Raw genomic sequence first — 2,395 nt, 5'->3', positions numbered from 1 at the left:
TGAACATTAGGACTAGAGCTTTAGGTTTGGTAACTCAACTGATGGCTCTAGTTCTTTTATTTTTCAAGTCAATTTTTTATCCACGATTCGGGTTACATATAATAAATATTTTTGATAACTTGTTCATGTTTTTTATTGTTTATGTTGTTTGTTTAATTTAAAAATATATATTTGCATAAATAAATTTAATTTTTTGTTTTTGATCCTATTAAGTATCATTCTTAATATTTTTTGTGACTAGATGTAAAATATATTTTATTGAAATTTATTGTGTGGCTGCTTATTATAAAGGATAGTATTTTATTTGGGGGTGTGTATGGTTTTTATCGGTTATGAAAATGGTGTTTTAAGATTAAGATTTGATGATTTTAAATCAAGTGAAATTAAAAGTATAGATTATAATTCTGGAAAATTAAATATATCTAATGATGGTGGGTATTATTACTCTTTAAGTTTTTCTAATTTAAGTTTAGCTAAAATGGTTTTTTCAGATAATATTACCAAGAATATTAAAATTTTAAATCAGGATAACCTGAGTTTTTTTTCTGCGAGTGGTAATGATTGGTCGGTAGGAACTAGTGGTAATGATACCTTTTATACTAATAATAATGGCGAGCGTATCTTTGGTGGTGCAGGGGATGATACTTATATTGTTAAACAAAGTGGTAAAGATACCATTATTACTGATGATTCTGGTATAAATACCTTAAGTTTTGAAGATTTTAAATTGCAAGATATCGTTGTTGAAGGAAGTGTTAATGGTCTTGAAATAAAATATATAAATAATGAGAAATTAATTATTGATGGTTCTGTTCAAAATTTAAAATTTTACAACAATGTTAATTTAACAATGGATCAATTTCTATTAAATAAAAATGTTGTTTTTAATGGTACAAATAATTCTGAAACCATATCTGGTTTTTTATCAAATGACACTATTTATGGTGGGCTTGGGGATGATACTTTAAATGGGAATAGTGGAAATGATAAGCTATTTGGTGGGGTTGGTAGTGATATTTTAAATGGTGGGGCTGGAGACGATAAATTTTTCTTTAGTAAAGGTGATGGGGTTGACTACATAAATGATTTTTCTGGAAATAATCAAATTATATTAACTGATATTAAATCTACTGAAATTTACTATTCTTTTGACAAAGGAATGTTGAATATAAATTATGGTGAGTCAGACATAATAAAAATTCAAAATTTTTTAGCCAATAATCGTGATAATTTTTCTATTAAATTTGCCGATGGCGTTGTAGTCACGAATGCAAACTTTGATTCTGAAGTTGGTGTCCAGTATTGGATAAGAAATTTGGTTGGATCAACCAATTCAAGTATAGACTTCAAATATGCCTTTCCAACAGTTATACCGAGTTATTTAACAAATCCTAATGAAATATCAACTTGGTCTGCTCTAGGAGATTCAGCAAAAAATTATATTTTGTCTAGATTTGATCAGTTGTCTGGATCAACAGGTTTAAATTTTACTGAGACAAGTAATTTATCACAGCAGAATGTAATCACGGTACAAAGAAATGTTCAATCAGACTCTTCAGGATATGCATACTTTCCAACAAGTAGTTATATTGGGTCCGATATTTTCTTTAATATAGATTATGCAAGTGATCCATTAAAAAATTGGCAAAAATATGTTTTTCCTCATGAAGTTGGACATGCACTAGGATTGATGCATTCTTTTGATGGCTTTAAAGCGAACTTGTTTTCTGCAACAGAAGAATCTACAAAATGGACTGTAATGTCATATAACATCGTTGACTATACTGATGGTGATTATAAACCTTTTGACTTTGCTGCATTGCAGGCAATGTATGGCATAAATCAAACTAGTAGAAGTGGTAATGATACATATCAGTTTGATAGTACAACAGGCGTTTTAATTTGGGATGGTAGTGGAAATGATTTAATTGATGCAAGCAACTCAAGTTTAAAGGCATATATAAATTTAAATTCAGGTGCTTGGAGTTATTTGGGTGAAAAATCTCAATATATTTCTTCAGTTAACCAATTAGCAATTAATCTATCAACTGTCATTGAAAATGCTGTTGGTACGGATTTTAATGATACCTTAATCGGGAATCAGTTTGATAATAATTTGGATGGAAGAAATGGTGATGATACCCTAATTGGTGGTTGGGGAGATGATACATTATTAGGTCAAGCTGGAAATGATAAATTAATAGGTGGAATCGGTTCTGACAAATTAATTGGTGGTTTTGGCAATGATGTTTATTATATAGATAGCTTAGATACAATTATAGAAAAGAGTGGTGAGGGGATTGATACAGTTGTTGCAGGATTTAGCTATACGCTAGATGTTGCTGGGAATTTAGAGGATTTAACACTATCTGGTTCATTAAATATTAATGGAACA

1 pseudogene is annotated in these 2,395 nt (G+C 29.4%); it reads left to right on the top strand.

From position 1 onward, the window contains the following. Positions 1 to 316: 316 nt before the first annotated feature. A pseudogene (locus C502_RS0117925) lies at positions 317 to 2,395 on the top strand (M10 family metallopeptidase C-terminal domain-containing protein); the annotation flags it as partial.

The organism is Acinetobacter tjernbergiae DSM 14971 = CIP 107465 (assembly GCF_000374425.1).
GTDB lineage: Bacteria > Pseudomonadota > Gammaproteobacteria > Pseudomonadales > Moraxellaceae > Acinetobacter > Acinetobacter tjernbergiae.
The sequence above is the reverse complement of the archived record's forward strand: the minus strand, read 5'-3'. Positions and strand labels throughout refer to the sequence as shown.